We start from the raw sequence: 18,016 nt of genomic DNA on the forward strand, positions 1-18,016 counted from the left end.
GATGGTTAGCCCGATATTCGGTGAGGCGGGAACGTCGATTTTCGAGGCGATGTCGCGGCTTTCCGTTGAGCGCGGAGCTATTAATCTGGGACAGGGTTTCCCGGAAGGCTTTGAGCCAACTGAACTCCTTGACGCTGCTGCCCTCGCTCTTCGTGAAACTTCACAACAGTACCCACCCATGATGGGCCTGCCCGTCCTCCGTCAGGCGGTTGCAGAAAACACGAGACGTTTTCTTGGCCTCGACATTGACTGGGAAAAGGAAGTCCTCGTCACTTCCGGCGCTACGGAAGCGCTAGCCGATACGTTTCTCGGGCATCTGAACACGGGCGACGAGGTAATTCTGTTCGAGCCAGCTTACGATGCTTATGCAACGCTTATTCGTCGTGCAGGAGGAACGGTGGTCCCGGTACGGTTGAAGCCGCCTCTGTGGGAACTACCGCGTGAGGAGTTGGCGAAAGTCATCTCTCCACGGACGAGGCTGATTGTCGTCAACACGCCGATGAACCCGGTAGGCAAAATATTCGATCTCGATGAATTGGAGTTTCTCGCCGATCTCGCCATCAAGCATGATCTCCTGATTGTATCGGACGAGGTCTACGAGCATCTCGTCTTCGATGAAAGGCCGTTTCATTCCTTATGGGGCGTTGAAAAAATACGTGACCGTGTGGTGCGTATCGGCTCTGCTGGAAAAAGCTTTTCCCTGACGGGTTGGAAGGTTGGTTATGTGACCGCTTCCGAGGCGACTCTTGCGCCAATTGCCCGTGCGCATCAGTATGTAACTTTTACCACGCCCCCGGCTTTGCAAACGGCAGTGGCGGTAGGGTTAAGCTTGCCGGACAGTTATTTCACCGGCCTTCGTGCGGCGCTGGCATCGCGGAGAGACCTTCTGGTCGAAGGGCTGAAATCTGCGGGGTTCGAGGTCGCCGATGTACCAGCCACCTATTTTGCTGTGGCGGACATACGAGCACTTGATAGCGGAGACGATGATCTCGATTTCTGCCGACGTTTGACGCTTGAAGCAGGCGTAACACCTGTGCCCATCTCGTCCTTCTACGGTGCGCGCGATGTGCGCAGCCATGTGCGTTTCTGTTTCGCGAAGCGCGAAGAAACGCTGCAGGAAGCCAGTTCAAGGCTGGCACAGTGGAACAATGAACGCAAACGGCGCGCTGCGTAAGCGTGCCTCAAAAACAACCACAGGGAAAATGACATGCATCCAGTTTCATTGTTGCGCGGAGCTGTTTCCGCAGCACTCTTTTCCGTACTCGTCGCTTCACCTGCATTTGCGGACAAAATCCGTTTCGGCGTGACTTCTGGTCCACATGCGGAAATCGCCGAAGCACTGGCACCCGTCGCCAAGGCAAAGGGATTGGAAATAGAGATTGTGGAGTTCTCGGACGGCGCACTGATCGACCCGGCAACGAATGATGGTGATCTCGACGCCAATGGCTTCCAGCATACGCCTTATTTCGACCAGCAGAACAAGGATCGAGGTCTCAGCCTTGTTGCCGTCGGCGGTCGTACTGTGCTGTTGCCGATGGCCGGATATTCGCACAAATATAAATCACTTGGCGAACTGCCGGAGGGGGCACAGATTTCGATTCCCAATGATCCCAGCAATGCGGGTCGTGCCCTGAAACTTCTCGAGGCGGGGGGCGTTCTCAAGCTCACACCGGGGGTGACTTTCAACGCAACCGAACTCGATATCGTTGATAATCCGAAGAAGGTCAAAATTATTCCAATGGAAACGGCCCAGCTTCCCCGGTCGCTGGAAGACGTGGATTTTTCCGTTATCACTTCGCATTTCGCGCTGAGTGCCGGGCTGGTGCCGAGCCGTGATGCGATTTTGATTGAAGATCAGCTATCCGATTATTTCTGCCTGCTTGCTGTCGCGGAAAAGAACAAGGATGCGCCCTGGGTCCAGACGCTAATCGAATCCTATAAGTCCCCCGACGTCAAAGCGTTCATCGAGAAGAAATTCGGCGGCAACATCATAGCGGGTTGGTGAGATGAATGTGCTCGTACGCAGCGAAAATATGTCGAATACGGCACTGGGTGATGTGACATCACCACTGTCGATCATCGACATACGTTCGCTGACAAAGACCTATGACGAGAAGGCTGGTCCGGTCATCGACAATGTTTCGCTTCAGATTGAAAAGGGAACCATTCACGGTATCATTGGCCGCTCAGGTGCAGGGAAGAGTACGCTGGTCCGTTGCCTGAACGGACTGGTGCATCCAAGCGATGGGAAAGTCTTTGTTTCGGGCCGTGAGATCACAACCCTCCGGCAAGAAGAACTACGGCAGGTCAGGCGTGAAGTATCAATGATATTTCAGCATTTTAGCCTCCTTTCCTCGCGAACTGCTTATGGTAATGTAGCTCTACCGTTGGAACTCGCCGGTATTGATCGGAAAACTATAAAATCGCGTGTTAACGATCTGCTTGAGTTGGTGGGCCTCAAGGAAAAGGCTGGTGCTTATCCATCGGAACTGTCAGGCGGTCAGAAGCAGCGTGTCGGCATAGCGCGGGCATTGGCTCTGGAGCCCAGCGTCCTGCTATCCGATGAGGCTACCTCAGCGCTTGATCCCGAAACCACGGAACAAATTCTTTCTTTATTGAAAGACATCAATCGACGCCTCGGCCTGACGATTGTGCTTATTACGCATGAAATGGAGGTAGTACGCGACATCGCTGACTATGTGACGGTTCTCGATGGCGGCAGGGTCGTTGAAAGTGGCCCGACTTTCGATGTTTTCGCTTTTCCGCAATCCCCAACCGCCCGGTCATTTCTGGCAAGCATTGTTGCTCATGATCTTCCGGCGGAAGTGTCTCGGCGGCTACTGCCGGAACCTGTAGCGGGATCGGATCCCGTTCTGCGTATCGTGTTCGCCGGTGATGCCGCCCACGCGCCTGTCGTTGCAACGCTTGTGCAGCGTTTCGGGATAAATCCGAACATACTGCATGGACGTATAGATTATATTTGCGGCAAACCTCTGGGCATCATGACGCTTGTCGCTGAGCACGGTCCGGCTGATCTTGCCGCTGTCCGAAGCTATCTTTCTTCACTCAATCTTCATGGAGAGGTTATCGGCCATGTTGTCCGATCTGCTTCCCCCGGCGCTCGCCGGGCTCTTGCTTGAATCGCTGAGGCAGACGGCCATTATGGTGGCCGCATCAGCTGTCCTGTCCACTTTGATCGGCCTACCGCTGGGCGTCGCGCTGGTTGTTACCGGCCCCGGCCAGTTTCTTGAACGACCGGCTTTTAACCGCATAGCAGGCACGATCGTCAATCTGGTTCGATCCACGCCGTTCATCATCCTGATGGTGGCGATCATTCCCCTGACGCGCCTGATTGCTGGAACCACGGTTGGCACCTATGCAGCCATCGTTCCTCTGACAGTGGCAATCGTACCCTTATACGCGCGACTAGCGGAAACGGCGATGCGTGAAGTAGACCAAAGCCTGATCGAGGCTGCGGAAAGCATGGGCGCGACGCCTATCCAGATCATCTTCAAGGTGCTGCTGCCAGAGGCGCTGCCGGGGATTATTGCCGGGCAAACGGTTACCCTTGTCAGCCTTGTCGGATACTCGGCGATGGCAGGAACGGTCGGCGGCGGTGGCTTGGGCGATCTCGGAATTCGTTTCGGATATCAACGCTTCATGCCGGAAGTCATGATCGCCGTTGTCATCATTCTGGTTGCAATCGTGCAATCCATTCAGATTACCGGCGATTATGCCGCTCGCCTTGTCAATCACCGCGTGGCCCGCAGCCGTCGCTCGCGCTAAGAATTTTCAGGAGGTTTCCATGACCATACATACCACGCCGATCAACCTGCCTTTGCTTGATCTGTCCCGTTTCAACGGAAGTGCGGAGGAGCGCGGCAGCTTTATTGAAGAATTGCGCCGGACGCTTCACGACCACGGTTTTTTCTATCTTACGGGCCACGACGTCGATCCAAAACTCGTGGAAGACGTAGTAAGTACGGCGAAGAAGTTCTTCGCACTGCCCGCGGAAGAAAAGCTGAAGATCGAAATGGTGAAGTCGCCCCATTTTCGAGGCTACAATCGAGCTGGCTTTGAACGGACACGCGGCCAGCAGGACTGGCGTGAACAGCTGGATATCAACACTGAATCGGAGCCCGCCGTAATTGGTTCGGACAGCCCGGCGTGGAAGCGACTGATCGGCCCGAACCAATGGCCGGATGCGTTGCCGGAACTCAAGCCGTTGCTGCTTGCCTATCAGGCCGAGGTGACGCGTGTCGGCATCGACATTCTGAAAGCCATCGCTGCTGCATTGGGACAGCCGGAAGACTTTTTCGCCCAGATTTACGAACCGCATCCGTCTCAGCTCTTGAAGATCATTCGTTATCCGGGCCGCGATGTGGCGGAAAGCGAACAAGGGGTGGGTGCCCATAAGGATGGTGGCTTCGTTACCGTCCTCCTGCAGGATGTTGTTCCCGGTTTGAGGGTTCAACGCGAAGACGGCGAATGGATCGATGCGCCTCCAGTCCCAGGCACCTTTGTCATCAATACCGGGGAACTGCTTGAGCTTGCCACGAACGGATTCGTGCGGGCGGATGTACACGGCGTCGTCGCGCCGCCAGCAGGTGTTGAACGCTTCTCAGTCGCGTTCTTCCTTGGCGCTCGTTACGATGCGACTATTCCGGTTATCGATTTGCCGGAGGAGTTGAAGACCAAGGAACGCGGCGTGACTGTGGACGCGCTTAATCCGATCTTCCGCGAGGTAGGTGCAAATAATCTCAAAAGTCGCCTCCGGTCGCATCCGGATGTCGCACGTGCCCATCACGCGGATTTGCTGACTCCCGAACAGTTGGCAGAACGCACGCCGGGATCGGCATACTGATCGTTTGATTGTCGTTTTGACGGGGCGTATCGTTATTTGTGAACCGGGACGCCCCATTGCCCATCCCTTAACGGCCAATTGCGCTGGTGTCGTCAGTCGCCAAGGAATGGGTCGGGGGTATGTCGACAATTCGCTTCTTGAGACCGTGCTCTGTTGAGCGATGCTGCCTATCATTTGCGTGTCTGCAGATATTTTAAAGCTGTGATTGTTGACAGGCCAGAGGCGGCGATAACCATTTGGCGGCAGTCTTTGCCGATTTGATCGACCGGTTTCACCTCAACTTTGCAAAAATTTCGGCAAATTGACCGTAGACTTGTCATTTTGAACAATTTGCCCCCTACAAATTTAACAAATCCACGGCTTGATCGGTCAAAGCATCAATGGAAATCTCCCTACACTTATATAAGCGTGACGTAGGGAGGGGATCGCTGAAATGCCTGTAATGCCCGAATTGTGTGCCGATACCATAGTTTATAACGGCACGATCTGGTGTGGATACGAAGAGGGCACAGTTGAAGCCCTGGCCATCTGGCAAGGCAAGGTGCTTGCTACGGGTACGAAGGACCAGATATGGTCCTTGAGGGGCGACAAAACCCGTTTGATCGACCTCGAAGGGCGCTTCGCGACACCCGGATTAAATGATGCCCATCTGCATCTTATCTCGGTCGGGCTTACACTCAAATGGATTGATGCGACACCGCAGGCCGCGCCAACATTACAGAGCCTGCTTGATGCCATTCGCGAGAAGGCTGCTTCTGCGCCTCCCGGGACCTGGATCAAAGCACGCGGTTATGACCAGACGAAGCTCGACGTCGGTCGTCATCCCCATAAGTCGGAGCTCGATGCGGTCGCTCCAAACCATCCCGTCATGCTCGTACGTGCTTGTGGCCACGTGTCGATCTTCAACTCGAAAGCCTTTGAGCTGGCCGGTGTGGATGAAAACTTCCCGGTACCGGAAGGCGGTTTGATCGAACAGAAAAATGGCGTTCTGACCGGAATGGTGGCTGAAAATGCTCAAGGCGCCGTTCGCAGGGCTATCCCCAAGGCGACGACGGAAGAAATGATCGAAGCCATTGAGGCTGCGGGCAACCTTCTTCTTTCCTACGGCATTACCAGCGTTATGGATGCAGCTGTCGGTCAGGTTGCGGGCTTCGATGAAATCCGTGCCTACAACATCGCGAAGCTGCAAAAGCGTTTGCCGGTACGCACCTGGCTCGTACTGCTTGGCGACCCTGGGCCTTCCATCGTTGAGGAATGCTATAAAGCAGGGCTTGTTTCCGGTGTCGGTGACGACATGCTGACGGTCGGTGCCGTCAAGATTTTCCTCGATGGCTCAGCAGGCGGGCGGACCGCGTGGATGAGCAAGCCTTATCTTGGCGACGACAACAATATCGGTGTCCAGATATTACCGGACGCGGAATTGGAAGCGCTGGTGCTGGACGCGCATAAGAAGGGTTACCAACTGGCATGCCACGCTATCGGCGATGCAGCAATCGGCCAGCTGATCATGGCCTATGAAAAGGCGCTAGTCGCTTATCCCGATCCCGACCGCCGCCATCGTATCGAGCATTGCGGTTTCTCCACGCCGGCGCAACACGAGCGGATGAAGAAGGCCGGCATTTATCCGTGCCCGCAACAGGTCTTCATCTATGATTTTGGAGATGCCTATATTTCTGTTCTCGGCGAGGAACGCGCCCTTTCAAGCTACCCGCTGAAGACGTGGAAAAATCTCGGTTTCAAACCCGCGACCGGCAGCGATGCGCCGGTTTGTCACCCCAATCCCTATCCGAATATCTATTCGATGCTGACCCGTGAAACGGGCAAGGGGACGGTGATGGATGCCCGCGAGTGCGTGACCATTGAAGAGGCTCTGCAGGTTTACACCGAGTTCGGAGCTTTTTCACAGAAGTTGGAGAATGTGAAGGGCAAGCTCGTGCCTGGACAGGTTGCCGATATTGCAGTTTTCACGCGCAACATGCTCACTGCAAAGCCGGAAGAAATTCTCAACGACACGCATTGTGTTCTTACCCTACGCGACGGTGAGATCGTGTTCGAACGGTCGTGAAGCGATACTCCGGTTCCTGCCGGATCATAAAAAGAATTGAAGCGGAAACGCTTCGGCGCAATGTCGGACAGCGAAGTTTCGGCGGAACTGTCCGAATGAACGGTTCATCTGAATCGCAAGAATGACACTTATGAAGGGGAACAATATGAGAAAATTTGCATTGCTGGCGGCGCTGTCCGCAGCTCTGTTGACGGGAACGGCAGCCTATGCTGCGGATGAACCGCGTTCAGGGGGCGTTATCAATTTCGTCGCGCCTTACGGCGACAGCTTCTCGACGCTGGACATTCAGGCATCGCCTGCCACGCAGGACGAGTTCTACGCCAAAGCTATTCACCGCACGCTCTATGATTGGGATGCCGATTTGAACAAGCCGGTGCTCGGTCTTGCAACGGACGTGGCCGTGTCCGACGACCGGCTCGTCTATACCTACAAGCTTCGTCAGGATGCATTTTTCCACAATGGCAAGCCTTTGACGGCAGACGACATTATCTGGAGCTACACACGGATAATGGACCCGAAAAAGGCATTCCCACCAGCACGCTACATTGCCGAGATCAAAGGAGCGGAGGAATATACGCAGGGTAAGGCCAAGGAAATCTCCGGTCTGAAGAAGATCGATGACCATACGCTCGAGATCACGTTGAAGCAGCCGATCGATCCGGGTTTCCAGTTTATGCGTAACAACACAGCGATCTATCCTGCAGGCGAGGGGGACAGTGAGGAATTTCAGCGCCACCCCGTCGGTCTCGGACCATACAAGTTTGCCGAATATGTTCCCGGCTCACGCCTCACGGTCGAGAAGTGGGACAAATACTACGAGAAGGGCAAGCCTTACGCCGACAAGATCAATATCATGATCATGGGTGATGCGGCGGCGCGCGATGTCGCGTTCCGCAACAAGGAAATCGATGTAGCTGTGCTTGGCCCCGCGCAGTACACTGCCTATCTTGCCGACCCCGAACTGGCGAAGAACATGGTCGAGGTGGCGGAAGTTTATACGCGCGCCGTCGGCTTCAACCCGGATTTCAAGCCGTTCCAGGACAAGCGCGTCCGTCAGGCAATCAACTACGCGATCGATAGCGATCTCATCATCAAGCGTCTGGTCAAGGACAAGGCCTATCGTGCTGTAGGTTGGCTTCCAAACTCATCACCAGCCTTCGACAAGGATGCGAAGCCATATCCGTATGATCCCGAAAAAGCGAAAGCCTTGCTCGCAGAAGCCGGATATCCAGATGGTTTCGAGTTCGAACTGACTGCAACGCAGAATGAGAGCTGGGGTTTGACCATTGTTCAGGCGATCATTCCGATGCTCGCCAAGGTCGGCATCAAGGTGAAGGCCAAGCCGGTAGAGGCCTCTGTGCTTGCTGATGTGGTTCCGGCTGGCAATTTCCAGGCCTATATGTGGTCGCTCGAAAGCGGGCCCGATGCACTCACCGCGATGCAGTGCTTCTATTCCGCGACGCCGCAATCCGCATGCAATTATCAAAAATTCTCCAATGCGGAATTCGACAAGATTGTCGACGAAGCCAAGGTGGCAAAAACCGAAGAAGAGAAGAACGAACTTCTGAAGAAGGCGAACAATCTGTTGCAGGAAGAAGCGCCGGTCTGGTTCTTCAACTACAACAAGGCAGTGATGGCACACCAGCCATGGCTGCATGGCCTGCAGCCGAACTCGGCGGAACTCGCGGTTCAGTCCTATGAAAAGCTCTGGGTGGACGACACGGTTCCGGCCGGTCGCTAGTTCCAGCTGTTCTGGATCGGCCCGCTCTTTCTCGGGCGGGCCACTGATCCCCTTTGCTCCAGCGTAATCGGCGCTGATCCGAAAGGAGGACCGTGTGCTCTATTTTATTTTCCGGCGCGTCCTACAGATGATACCGACGGTCGTGGCGGTATCGTTGTTGATTTTCGTTATCTTCAGCGTGGTTCCAGGTAGCATCGCTTCCGGCCTTATCGCCAATGGCAAGGGCATGAACGATCCGAAAATGGTCGAGAAGATCACCCAGGAATTCGGGCTCGACAAGCCTGTTCATGTGCGTTTCGGTAACTATCTCGTTCAGTTGGCGCAGTTCGATCTAGGGACTTCTTATCGTTCAAGGCAGCCGGTTATCTCGCTTATTCAGGAGCGAATGTGGCCCACGCTGAAGCTCGCTTTTGCCGCGATGGGACTTGCTATCCTGATCGGGGTGCCGCTCGGATTTCTCGCAGCGTTGAAACCCGGAAGCATTCTTGACAGCGTGACCATGATAGGAGCGGTTTCGGGTCTTTCCTTGCCGCAATTCTGGTTGGGTCTGCTCGCCATGTATCTCTTTGCATTGACGCTCGGATGGCTGCCGAGCTTCGGTTATGGCGACGGCGGCATCAGAAATATTATCCTCCCGGCGCTCACTCTGGGTGTCGCGCCCCTTGCACTGTTGGCAAGAACGACGCGAGCAGCCGTGCTTGAAGTGATGGGTGCCGATTTCATTCGAACAGCGCGTTCCAAAGGCATGAGCAGCTTTCGGCTTGTGAAATGGCATGTCATGCGAAATGCGCTGGTGCTGATCATCACGACTATCGGCCTGCAGTTCGGATCGATGATGGGGCAGGCCGTGGTGGTGGAGAAACTTTTCTCGTGGCCGGGTCTTGGTTCCTTGCTGATTGATAGCGTTTCGCTGCGCGACATCCCCGTCGTGCAGGGGGCAATTCTCGTAATCGTGTTGTGGTTTCTGGTTATCAATACGATCGTTGACATCCTCTACGCGGTTATCGACCCGCGTATAAGCCACGAGTAAGCCCATGAAGCTCCGTTTCAATCTCGTATTCGGCGGTTTCATATGCATCGTCATCGCGGCGGCGGCGATTTTTGCACCGCTGCTGGCCCACTATAACCCGGTCCTTGATGCCGATTTGATGAACGCCGAACTTCCGCCTGACACACAATTCTGGTTTGGTACCGATGCACAGGGGCGCGATGTCTTTTCGCGAATCCTCTATGGCGCGCAGGTGTCACTGACCGTCGGCGTCGTCTCGCAGTGCATCAACACTGTCATTGGTTTGTGTTTTGGCATTTCCGCGGGCTATTTCGGCGGATGGTGGGACGATCTCGTCAACGGTCTGACAAATCTGATGCTGGCGATACCGTCGCTCATCTTTGCTCTGGCAATCATGGCTGTCCTCGGTCCCGGTTTGCCGAGCCTTCTGCTTGCTCTGGGTTTGACGAACTGGTCCTGGACCTGCCGGATCGCGCGCAGCTCAACCCTTTCTCTCAAGAAACAGGGATATGTTCAGGCCGCCAAGATGCTCGGTTATAGCGATGTCCGCATCATGATCACGCAGATTGTGCCGAACATGATCGGCCCTATCCTTGTTATCGGCACTCTTGGAATGGGCGATGCTATCCTTGCGGAAGCAGCTCTTTCCTACCTTGGTCTCGGTATCAGCCCCCCCGATCCAAGCTGGGGGAACATGCTCACCGATGCGCGAGAGCTGATTGTGAACGCGCCTTGGGCTGCGGTGTTTCCGGGCCTGGCTATCTTCCTCACGGTACTCGGACTCAATCTGTTCGGCGATGGTCTTCGTGACTGGCTCGACCCGCATATGAGGACGCGCAAAGTATGAGCGAACAACCACTTCTAGAAGTCGAAAATCTTCGCATCGATATCGTTTCCGGTTCAAGCAAACATAACGTGGTCGAGGATGTATCGTTCACAATCGCCGCTGGCGAGACCTTTGGTCTGGTGGGCGAGTCCGGCTGCGGAAAGAGCATCACCGCGCTGTCCATGATCGGGCTGTTGCGTAAGCCGCTGTCAATTACCGGAGGCGCGATCCGCTTCAAAGGACAGGACCTGCGAGCCATGTCGTCGCGCGAAGTGCGAAAGCTGCGTGGCAATCGTATCGCGATGATTTTTCAGGAACCGATGACCGCCCTTAATCCCCTGTCACCAGTGGGAAGACAGATTGCGGAAATGTTCGTGCTGCATCAGGGGGCAACCTGGCATGAGGCAGAACGCAAGGCGATTGAAGCACTTGCCAGCGTTCAGGTGCCCGCACCAGAGCAGCGTGTGAAGAACTATCCGCATCAGATGTCTGGCGGCATGCGCCAGCGTGTGATGATCGCGATCGCCCTTGCATGCAATCCCGATCTGCTGATCGCCGATGAACCCACGACCGCGCTTGACGTGACCGTTCAGGCAGAAATTCTGCGTCTTATGCAGGAACTTTGCACGGCGCGAGGGACTTCCGTTCTGATGATCAGCCATGATCTTGGGGTCATTGCGAAAATGTGTCGTCGCGTGGGTGTCATGTATGCCGGGCATCTGGTCGAGGAGCGTGTAACGGCGGATCTGTTTCATCATCCGGCACATCCTTACGCGCATGGTCTTCTGGCGTCCCTGCCGCAGCTTGGATCGCGCCAGACGGAAGGCCAGCTACGGCTTCAGGAAATCGAGGGTGTCGTGCCATCGATTTCCGCTTTTCCAAAAGGCTGCCGGTTCGAGCCGCGTTGCACGCGTGCGACCGATGTTTGCCGTGCGCAAAAGCCGGGCTGGACGCCGCTTGAGGATGCCGGTGTGGTGAGGTGCTTCCATCATGAATGATCTACATTCAACCAAACTGGCAGAACCTTTGGTTCGCATCGATGATGTCTGCGTTTACTTCCCGGTGAGCGGTGGAATTTTCAGTCGTTCCAAGCAATTGCTGCGCGCCGTCAACAATCTCAGCCTGACGCTTAACAAAGGCGAGTGCCTTTCGATTGTAGGGGAGTCTGGTTGCGGTAAGTCCACACTGGCCCTCTCCATAGTCGGCTTGCAGAGACCGACCAGTGGGCAGATCTATTTTGAAGGACGTCCGATCACAGGCAAGAATGAACCTTCCCGTCTGGAACGGTCGAAGATGGCGCAGATGGTCTTTCAAGATCCGTTTGCTTCACTCAATCCTCGCCAGACGGTGTACACGTCGCTCGCTGCACCTTTGCGACTTCACGGCGTGAAATCGCGTAGCGAAATCGACGGTCGCATTGAAGAGATCCTACGTCTCGTTGGTTTGAAACCCGAGCAGGCGAGGCGTTTTCCGCACGAATTTTCCGGTGGTCAACGCCAGCGTATAGGGATCGCACGAGCGCTGTTACTTAATCCGAAAGTCATCGTGCTCGATGAGCCCGTTTCGGCCCTTGATGTCTCGATCCGGGCGCAGATCATCAATCTGCTCCTGGAGCTGAAGGAGCGGCTTGGCCTTTCCTACATCATGATCAGCCACGACCTGAGCGTCGTGGAGCATATGAGCGACCGGGTGGCGGTCATGTATTTCGGGCAGATTGTCGAAAGTGGTCCGTGGGATCGGATTTTCTCGAATCCAACCCACCCTTATACCCGGCGGCTGATTTCGGCCATTCCTGACCCGATGACCGAATTGACGGGCGGTCGACTGATTGACGATCGAAACCCGCCGCAACCGCCTGCCGGTTATGCGTTTTACCCAGACAGCTTCGGCACGCATGACGTTCATAAGATACCACCTCCTACGCAATTGATTAATATTGGTGGAGAGCAGCGTATCCGCGTTATGAAGAAACCCTGATTTGCAATAAAAAGCGCCGCTAAGCGGCGCTTTTTATTGCTATATTGGAAGTTCAGCCGCTGATGAGCTTGACTTCCATGAAGTCTTCCAGCCCCCATTTGCCGCCTTCGCGACCATTACCCGACTGCTTGTAGCCTCCGAACGGGCTGCCCGGCGCGCGGGAGGTGCCATTGATCTGCACCATGCCGGCACGCAACTTTCGAGCCACGCGTTTCGCCCGTTCCGGGCTGCCGGTCTGGATATAGGCTGCAAGTCCGTAAGGCGTGTCATTGGCAATGGCGATGGCTTCTTCTTCCGTATCGAAGGGGATCATAGCCAGCACCGGTCCGAAGATTTCTTCGCGGGCAATCGTCATGTCATTATTCACATCGGCAAAGACGGTTGGTTTGACGAAGTCCCCTTCGGTGAATCCATCGGGACGCCCCGTTCCACCAGCCACAAGCCGAGCACCTTCGTCGATGCCCTTCTGGATCAGTTTCTGCACTTTCTCGAACTGGATCGAAGAGGAAAGCGGGCCAATATGATCGCCTTCTTCTGCCGGGTCACCAACCTTCGTGCCTTCCGCCACCTTCCTGGCGAGTTCGACCGCTTTGTCGTAAACCGAACGTTCGACCAGCATGCGCGTCGGCGCATTGCAGGACTGGCCGGTATTTTCGAAACAATGGGCAAGGCTGCGGGCAATGGTCTTTTCGAGGTCGGCATCGGCGAAAACGATATTCGGCGACTTGCCGCCAAGTTCAAGCGAAACCCGCTTCACCGTTGCTGCTGCAGCTCGAGAGACCGCTGTGCCTGCGCGCGTCGAGCCGGTAAACGACATCATGTCGACATCCGGATGCTGCGACAGGGCCTCACCAACGACAGCACCTTCGCCATTGACGAGATTGAACACACCTTGCGGGAAACCAGCCTCATCCACAAACTCGGCGAAGAGCATGGCCGACATGGGGGCAATCTCGGATGGCTTCAGTATGACGGTGCAGCCGACAGCTAGCGCAGGGATAACTTTTAGCGCGATCTGGTTCATTGGCCAGTTCCAGGGCGTGATGAGGCCGCAAACGCCAATCGGTTCGCGCACTATCGTCTGGTTCGGAAATTTCGGAGAAAGAAGCTCTTCGAACTCGAAATTCTCGAATGCTGCGATGAAGGCTTTGGTATGCGAAAGGCCTGCCGCAGCCTGCGATTCCCGCGCAAGCGTGATTGGCGCTCCCATTTCCAGCGAGATCGCCTTGGCCATTTCCTCAAGACGAGCTTCATAAATTTCCACGAGCCGTCGAATATAACCGATGCGGTCCGCGGCAGAAGTTTCGCTCCAGGACGGGAATGCCTTGCGGGCAGCTGCGACCGCCAGATCAATGTCTTTCGCAGAGCCTGCAGAGATTACGGCATAAGGCTTCTCGTTAGCGGGATTAATGACCTCAATGGACTTGGCCTCTACCGGAGCGCGCCATGCGCCATCGATATAGAAGTCTGTTTTCTGAATGAGGTTTTTCTGAAGCATCGTGCCGTCCTCCGTCGCGCTTAATGTCCCGGGTCGTTTCAAGCGGACCCGGTTTGTGTTTTGACACTAATACCCGGACATTGCAGCGTCAAAACAGAAGGCTGCATGGAAGCATCAATTTTTCTTATTCATTATCGTAAGCCTCAATCTCGACGCCCAAAGCGGCCAGCCCTTCCTCAAGATAATCTCCGAGAAGTGGTGTGCCGATAAGATACTTGGCCTCCCGACCATTATCGCGGTCGGCAGCGGTTGACAGGGCTTCGTCCCATTCGTCGACGCTGAAATCACCCCGTCCTACCCACATCAGCGCCAGCAGTTCCTGTCGTTCGTCTATGTTAAGAGAACGAATAGCCGCAAAAAGTTCCTTTCGAGTGGGATTGGTCAGCGAGGCATCGAGAATATCAACTTCGTTGTCATCGCTGGCGTTGGATCCGGAGTCTTCATCGGTAGCGGGAACCTGAACATCATATTCCCGAGCCTTGGCGATAATAAATTCCAAATTCTCAATATTGTTGACCAACTCGACCACGCTCGCCTCCGTCACCTTGGCTATTTGTCAAACAACGCTTTCGCGAAGCCTTGGTTCCGGTTGCCTCAAAGAGCGGGATCGGCTTCGCGCAGCCTGTAACCGACGCCTGTTTCGGTCAGGATATAATGCGGCTGATCCGGCGATTTTTCAATCTTCTGCCGTAGCTGGCGGACATAGATGCGAAGATATTGCACGTCAGCCGCCGGTCCCCAGACCTGGCTTAAGATGAAATGGTGAGTCAGCACTTTCCCTGCATGCTGTACGAGCAAGCTCAGGATATCATATTCTTTTGGCGACAGCTTAATTTCTTCGCCGTTCAGTTTTACAATGCGGCGCACGAGATCGACGGTCAGACCACCACATTGGAAAAGCGGCTTTTGTCCCTGCTGTTGTAGTCGATGCCGCAAGGCGACCCGAAGACGAGCGGCAAGCTCCTTCATTCCGAAAGGTTTCGGGATGTAGTCATCTGCCCCTTCTTCAAGGGCGCGGACAATCCCGGCTTCATCGGTGCGGCTCGAGAGGATGAGAATTGGCAAGCTTATTCCGTTCTCTCTCCAGCGTTGGAGCAGAGTATGGCCGTCGGTATCAGGAAGGCCCAGATCGAGCACCACGATGTCGGGCTTATCCATTGCAATGCGTTCGTCAGCTTGGCTGCCATCTGCAGCTTCGACAACGGTATAGCCTTCTGTTGTCAGTCCGACCCGCAGCAATTTGCGGATGGCTGGTTCGTCATCGACAACTAGAATCTTGAGCTTCGGATCGTTCATGAATCCCTGTCAACTTCATCAGCGGGAATGGGCAAGGTGACCGTAAATACAGCGCCAGTACCTTCTTGTTGGTTACCTGCCCGGATGGAGCCTCCCATCGCCTCGATGAAACCGCGTGCGATAGGAAGACCCAGTCCGGTGCCAGCCTGAACGTGATCTCCTTTACGCACACGATAGAACGTATCGAACACATGCTCCAGATCGTCATGAGGAATCCCTGGGCCTCGATCCGAGATTTCCAGCGTTATGTTGGATGTATCCGCGTGAGCTTTAACCGTAATGGGCGAATTCTCCGGAGCGTATTTTGCGGCGTTGTCGAACAGATTGAATAAAGCCTGCTCAAACAGGACGGCGTCAAGGTGGACCATCGGCAGATTGACTGGAACCGCGACGTTGACCTGATGGCAGGCGAGTATCCTGGATGCACGATTGAGTGCAGCCCCGATCAGGTCTCCAACAAAATGAAGCGAGAGATTAGGCTTCATCGCACCGGCTTCGATGCGGGTCATATCAAGGAGATTGGCGATGAAGCGGTTCAAGCGTTCAGATTGATCCACGACGGTTGCAACAAGCTCTGATCGGTCGGCGTCCGGCAAAGATGCGGAATAGTCGCGCAGTGTCGTCGCGGCTCCGAGAATGGCAGCCAAAGGGGTCTTCAGATCGTGCGAGATGGAGGTGAGCAATGCCGAACGCAGCTTGTCAGCTTCGGCGGCCAGTTTTGCCCGCTCTACATCGCCAACAAGCTGAACGCGTTCGATGGCAATTGCTGCCTGATCGGCCAGAGCTTCGAAGAGACGCTGTTGCTCAGGCGTGAGAATTGGGCCCACACGATCATTATCGAGACCGATAACGCCAACGGACGTTCGTGCAGTTTTGAGAGGCAGATAGAGCCGCTTTGCACCCGGCAGCGTATTGGCGCCGCGGCCTGCCGGCAAGTCATGCTCCCAGGTCCAGTGCGCGGCAGCTATATCAGCATCGTCCAGAGTATCATCTGGCGGATAACCGGCCCTGACAGCAATGCTGTTAACGTCGGGAAGCAGAATTACGACCCTTACCTTGAGCATGGATGCGATCTGGAATGCCGTTGCCCAGAGCACATCATCAATTGAACCTGTTCCTGCCAGCTTTTTACTGAAGAGATACAGATCTTCCGTCATGCGCGCGCGTTGTCGCGCAGCCGCGGCCTGCCTTTGGACGCGACTTGCCAGATTGCTGGCGATAACGCTCACAAACAGGAAGAAAACCAACGCTACGACACTTTCGGGATCGGCGATTGAAAGCGTGTAAAGTGGCGAGAGAAAAAAGAAGTTATAGGCGAATGCGCTGATTACGGATGCAAAAAGCGCAGGCCAAAGACCGAGGGTGACTGCGACACCAAGAACGCCAACAACGAATACCAGCGCTATGCTGCGCACATCCAAAAACTGATCGAGCAACAGCCCGACAACAAGGGCTACGCCGGTCATTGCCATGCCGATCAGATAGGGCGTTACATCGGGCGGTGTGTTGTGCCGGGCGGTGTTTATCTTGCGGCTGGCGCTCCCATTTTCGTGCTCGACCCCGGCTGTTATATGAATATCGATAGCACCGGAAAGCCGGACAAGCTCGCGCGCGACGGACCCGTCAATCATCTCGCGCCAACGCGACTTTATGGACTTTCCGGCTACGATCTGAGTGAAGTTGTGAGCTGAAGCGTAGCGAACAATGTCTTCGGCTACTGACTGGCCCGGAATGGTGATCGTTTCCCCGCCAAGCTGTTCGGCAAGCCTCAACGCCGTTGCAAGCCTGTCCTTTGCTTCATCGGCGAGCCCCGCAGAACGGGCGGTTTCGATATGGATTGCGGCCCATGGGGCGCGAAGGCGATCTGCAAGCCGACGGGCATAGCGAACAAGCGATACACTGCGCGGACTGTCATCGACGGCGACCAATATGCGATCGCTTGCCGCCCAGGGCCCTTCTATCGCATGAGCGCGCATATGGCTGAGAAGCTGTTCGTCTACACGTTGGGCGGTGCGGCGCAGCGCCAGTTCGCGTAACGCTGTCAGGTTGCCGGGGGAAAAATAATTGCGGATCGCCCGTTTCGCTGTCTTGGGAAGGTAGATCTTGCCTTCATTGAGCCGTTTAATGAGATCTCCGGGGGTGAGATCAATCAGTTCGATGTCGTCGGCACGGTCGATTATGCTGTCGGGCACAGTTTCACGCACGCGAATACGGGTGATCTGCGCCACAACATCATTCAGGCTTTCGACGTGCTGGATATTGAGCGTTGTGTAAACGTCGATACCGCGCGCCAGAATTTCCTCTACATCCTGATACCGCTTGGGATGCCTGCTGCCGGGCGCATTCGTATGTGCAAGTTCATCTACCAGAACCAGCTGCGGCTTGCGCGCCAGAACCGCATCGATATCCATTTCTTCGAGTTGATGACCCCGATATGCAACGCGCGCGCGAGGAATGATTTCAAGCCCTTCAGTAAGGGCTTCAGTCTCCGCTCGTCCGTGCGTTTCGACAATGCCGATGACGACATCTATTCCATCAGCTTTGCGCGCGCGGCCCGACATCAGCATTTCATAGGTCTTGCCGACACCTGGCGCAGCACCGAGAAATATCTTCAGACGGCCACGCGTCTCGCGTTCCGCCTGTTCAAGCAGAGCATCCGGGGAGGGTCTGTTTTCGCCGAAACGAAGCGGGTCCGATGTCAAACAAGGCTCCTAACAGGAAAGGGCGGCAAATCTTGCCG

At 55.2% G+C, this 18,016-nt stretch carries 15 protein-coding genes; 11 read left to right on the plus strand and 4 right to left on the minus strand.

The window, feature by feature from the left end:
• Window position 1: 1 nt before the first annotated feature.
• From ACS5UA_RS08285 to ACS5UA_RS08335, 11 genes are all read left to right on the plus strand, one after another.
• Window positions 2-1,174 carry an aminotransferase gene (locus ACS5UA_RS08285; RefSeq protein WP_006469046.1) on the plus strand — a complete coding sequence of 391 codons (1,173 nt, stop codon included), beginning with the start codon at window positions 2-4 and terminating at the stop codon, window positions 1,172-1,174.
• Window positions 1,175-1,207: 33 nt separating this feature from the next.
• Entirely contained in the window at window positions 1,208-2,005 is a 798-nt protein-coding gene (locus tag ACS5UA_RS08290; protein WP_006469045.1) for a MetQ/NlpA family ABC transporter substrate-binding protein, read from the plus strand.
• A 1-nt stretch (window position 2,006) separates the two neighbouring features.
• Complete coding sequence (locus ACS5UA_RS08295) at window positions 2,007-3,140, plus strand: methionine ABC transporter ATP-binding protein (RefSeq protein WP_006469044.1); 1,134 nt, start codon at window positions 2,007-2,009, stop codon at window positions 3,138-3,140.
• Window positions 3,094-3,786, plus strand: a complete 693-nt coding sequence (locus ACS5UA_RS08300) for a methionine ABC transporter permease (protein WP_021587269.1) — start codon at window positions 3,094-3,096, stop codon at window positions 3,784-3,786. The genes ACS5UA_RS08295 and ACS5UA_RS08300 overlap by 47 nt, the downstream gene beginning before the upstream one ends.
• Before the next feature lie 19 nt (window positions 3,787-3,805).
• The gene (locus ACS5UA_RS08305; RefSeq protein WP_006473154.1) at window positions 3,806-4,864 is read left to right on the plus strand and encodes an isopenicillin N synthase family dioxygenase; all 1,059 of its coding nucleotides are present in this window, start codon (window positions 3,806-3,808) and stop codon (window positions 4,862-4,864) included.
• 442 nt (window positions 4,865-5,306) lie between these two features.
• Window positions 5,307-6,929, plus strand: coding sequence for an amidohydrolase (locus tag ACS5UA_RS08310; protein ID WP_374846531.1), 1,623 nt, complete (start codon window positions 5,307-5,309; stop codon window positions 6,927-6,929).
• Between the two features lie 145 nt (window positions 6,930-7,074).
• Window positions 7,075-8,670: an ABC transporter substrate-binding protein gene (locus ACS5UA_RS08315; RefSeq protein ID WP_021587268.1), complete on the plus strand. Its 1,596-nt coding sequence runs from the start codon at window positions 7,075-7,077 to the stop codon at window positions 8,668-8,670.
• A 94-nt stretch (window positions 8,671-8,764) separates the two neighbouring features.
• Complete coding sequence (locus ACS5UA_RS08320; RefSeq protein WP_006469040.1) at window positions 8,765-9,700, plus strand: ABC transporter permease; 936 nt, start codon at window positions 8,765-8,767, stop codon at window positions 9,698-9,700.
• Window positions 9,701-9,704: 4 nt separating this feature from the next.
• A complete protein-coding gene (locus ACS5UA_RS08325; protein ID WP_006469039.1) occupies window positions 9,705-10,526 on the plus strand; it encodes an ABC transporter permease in 822 nt (273 codons plus the stop codon).
• Window positions 10,523-11,503 (plus strand): ABC transporter ATP-binding protein, encoded by a 981-nt coding sequence (locus ACS5UA_RS08330; RefSeq protein ID WP_021587267.1) that lies wholly within the window; start codon window positions 10,523-10,525, stop codon window positions 11,501-11,503. Before ACS5UA_RS08325 ends, ACS5UA_RS08330 begins: the two co-directional genes overlap by 4 nt.
• Window positions 11,496-12,482 (plus strand): ABC transporter ATP-binding protein, encoded by a 987-nt coding sequence (locus tag ACS5UA_RS08335; RefSeq protein ID WP_006469037.1) that lies wholly within the window; start codon window positions 11,496-11,498, stop codon window positions 12,480-12,482. The genes ACS5UA_RS08330 and ACS5UA_RS08335 overlap by 8 nt, the downstream gene beginning before the upstream one ends.
• A 52-nt stretch (window positions 12,483-12,534) precedes the next feature.
• Here ACS5UA_RS08335 and ACS5UA_RS08340 read toward each other — a convergent pair whose 3' ends face one another.
• The 4 genes from ACS5UA_RS08340 to ACS5UA_RS08355 all read right to left on the minus strand — a co-directional run bounded on the left by ACS5UA_RS08340 (window position 12,535) and on the right by ACS5UA_RS08355 (window position 17,978).
• Window positions 12,535-13,980: an aldehyde dehydrogenase family protein gene (locus tag ACS5UA_RS08340; protein ID WP_006473151.1), complete on the minus strand. Its 1,446-nt coding sequence runs from the start codon at window positions 13,978-13,980 to the stop codon at window positions 12,535-12,537.
• 124 nt (window positions 13,981-14,104) lie between these two features.
• On the minus strand, window positions 14,105-14,509 hold the full coding sequence (locus ACS5UA_RS08345; RefSeq protein WP_006473150.1) for a DUF3775 domain-containing protein: 405 nt from the start codon (window positions 14,507-14,509) through the stop codon (window positions 14,105-14,107).
• A gap of 65 nt (window positions 14,510-14,574) precedes the next feature.
• The gene (locus ACS5UA_RS08350) at window positions 14,575-15,276 is read right to left on the minus strand and encodes a response regulator transcription factor (protein WP_006469034.1); all 702 of its coding nucleotides are present in this window, start codon (window positions 15,274-15,276) and stop codon (window positions 14,575-14,577) included.
• Window positions 15,273-17,978: a sensor histidine kinase gene (locus ACS5UA_RS08355; protein WP_006469033.1), complete on the minus strand. Its 2,706-nt coding sequence runs from the start codon at window positions 17,976-17,978 to the stop codon at window positions 15,273-15,275. Before ACS5UA_RS08355 ends, ACS5UA_RS08350 begins: the two co-directional genes overlap by 4 nt.
• Window positions 17,979-18,016: the final 38 nt, after the last annotated feature.

This window comes from Brucella sp. RRSP16 (assembly GCF_052246815.1).
GTDB classification, from domain to species: Bacteria; Pseudomonadota; Alphaproteobacteria; order Rhizobiales; family Rhizobiaceae; genus Brucella; species Brucella intermedia.

Coding starts and splice junctions, on each gene's coding strand:
- ACS5UA_RS08285 (WP_006469046.1), top strand. CDS start 2: ATGGTTAGCCCGATATTCGGTGAGGCGGGAACGTCGATTTTCGAGGCG.
- ACS5UA_RS08290 (WP_006469045.1), top strand. CDS start 1,208: ATGCATCCAGTTTCATTGTTGCGCGGAGCTGTTTCCGCAGCACTCTTT.
- ACS5UA_RS08295 (WP_006469044.1), top strand. CDS start 2,007: ATGAATGTGCTCGTACGCAGCGAAAATATGTCGAATACGGCACTGGGT.
- ACS5UA_RS08300 (WP_021587269.1), top strand. CDS start 3,094: ATGTTGTCCGATCTGCTTCCCCCGGCGCTCGCCGGGCTCTTGCTTGAA.
- ACS5UA_RS08305 (WP_006473154.1), top strand. CDS start 3,806: ATGACCATACATACCACGCCGATCAACCTGCCTTTGCTTGATCTGTCC.
- ACS5UA_RS08310 (WP_374846531.1), top strand. CDS start 5,307: ATGCCCGAATTGTGTGCCGATACCATAGTTTATAACGGCACGATCTGG.
- ACS5UA_RS08315 (WP_021587268.1), top strand. CDS start 7,075: ATGAGAAAATTTGCATTGCTGGCGGCGCTGTCCGCAGCTCTGTTGACG.
- ACS5UA_RS08325 (WP_006469039.1), top strand. CDS start 9,705: ATGAAGCTCCGTTTCAATCTCGTATTCGGCGGTTTCATATGCATCGTC.
- ACS5UA_RS08330 (WP_021587267.1), top strand. CDS start 10,523: ATGAGCGAACAACCACTTCTAGAAGTCGAAAATCTTCGCATCGATATC.
- ACS5UA_RS08335 (WP_006469037.1), top strand. CDS start 11,496: ATGAATGATCTACATTCAACCAAACTGGCAGAACCTTTGGTTCGCATC.
- ACS5UA_RS08340 (WP_006473151.1), bottom strand. CDS start 13,980: ATGCTTCAGAAAAACCTCATTCAGAAAACAGACTTCTATATCGATGGC.
- ACS5UA_RS08350 (WP_006469034.1), bottom strand. CDS start 15,276: ATGAACGATCCGAAGCTCAAGATTCTAGTTGTCGATGACGAACCAGCC.